At 64.8% G+C, this 1,059-nt stretch carries 1 protein-coding gene and 1 pseudogene; one reads left to right on the top strand and one right to left on the bottom strand.

Going from position 1 to position 1,059, the window contains the following annotated elements; all coding sequences use genetic code 11:
* A pseudogene (locus EN993_RS36170) lies at window positions 1–432 on the bottom strand (branched-chain amino acid ABC transporter permease); the annotation flags it as partial.
* 151 nt (window positions 433–583) lie between these two features.
* Here EN993_RS36170 and EN993_RS36165 point away from each other — a divergent pair.
* Window positions 584–1,059 (top strand): ABATE domain-containing protein (locus tag EN993_RS36165; protein ID WP_127266274.1); only part of this gene is annotated, 476 nt, incomplete at its 3' end.

Below are 1,059 nucleotides of genomic sequence, written 5' to 3'. Positions count from 1 at the left end.
GGTCGTGCCCTGCGCGAAAACGACGGGCTGCGCCAACATAGGCGGCAGCCACAGATCATGCGTGTCGGCAGCGATGCGGCTTGCCTCCGACAACAGCAGCAATATGCCGAGCGTCGTCACCACGATCGCATTGGGTGTACGGTCGGCCAACGGTTCGAAGACGCTGCGCGACAGCACGTGGCTGATCAGCGCGGCATAGAGGAAAGCCGCGACGACGCCGAGCGCCACCGCCGCAAGCAGTGTCAGCCACAGCACTTGATAGCCGAAGGCTGCGGTCAGGATCATCGTCTGGCCGCAAAAGGCGAACAGCGCGCCATAGGCGAGGTTGGTGCGGTGCAGAATGCCGTTGGTCAGCACATAGCCGAAGGCGAGCAACGCGTAGAGCGCGCCCGAATGCAGCCCGTTCAGCACCTGCTGGAAGAAGTAGAGCATGCGAAACCCTCGGAGCATGTCGCCCAAAAGTGCAAAGCGGTTTTGGGACAACGACACGCTCAAGACAAAGGCTGCGGAGTCCGCGCCCGGCAGAGAACCTGCATCGCTGAATCTAACTTGTCAAATGCGATTTATCGGTTAGATTTCAGGCATGACGGTATCCTGGACCCCGCACCGCTTCACCGGCGGCCTGCTTGCGCTCGACACGGCGAACACCGTCGTGCTGCGCGGCGATCCGGAGCGGACCTTCGACCGTTTCGATGATCCGGCCGAGATTGCCCGCTTCGCCGATGCGGCGAGCCGCTTTCGCGCCGCCGAGCTTGGCGACAGGCCGCTGGCTGCACCGTCACCGGAGACGATCGCACCCGTCGTGCTGTCGATCCGCGAGGCGACGGACCGGCTGTTTCGCGGTGCCGTGTCGACGGGCGCGGTTGTCACCACCGATCTGCCGGGGTTCCTGAGAGCCTGCGCCGAGGGTCTGGCCGGCAGCCGGACCGAGATCGGTGCGCCGGGAAGGCCGTTCGGTGATCCCCTGACGCCGATCGCCTTCGAGGCGGCGTTGGCGGTTTCGGCACTGTCGCTGCTGCGCGACGACACCGTCGCAAGGCTCAGGATCTGTCCCAACTG

Origin of the sequence: Mesorhizobium sp. M7D.F.Ca.US.004.01.2.1, from assembly GCF_003997785.1 — a bacterium.
Lineage (GTDB): Bacteria > Pseudomonadota > Alphaproteobacteria > Rhizobiales > Rhizobiaceae > Mesorhizobium > Mesorhizobium loti.
The sequence above is the reverse complement of the archived record's forward strand: the minus strand, read 5'-3'. Positions and strand labels throughout refer to the sequence as shown.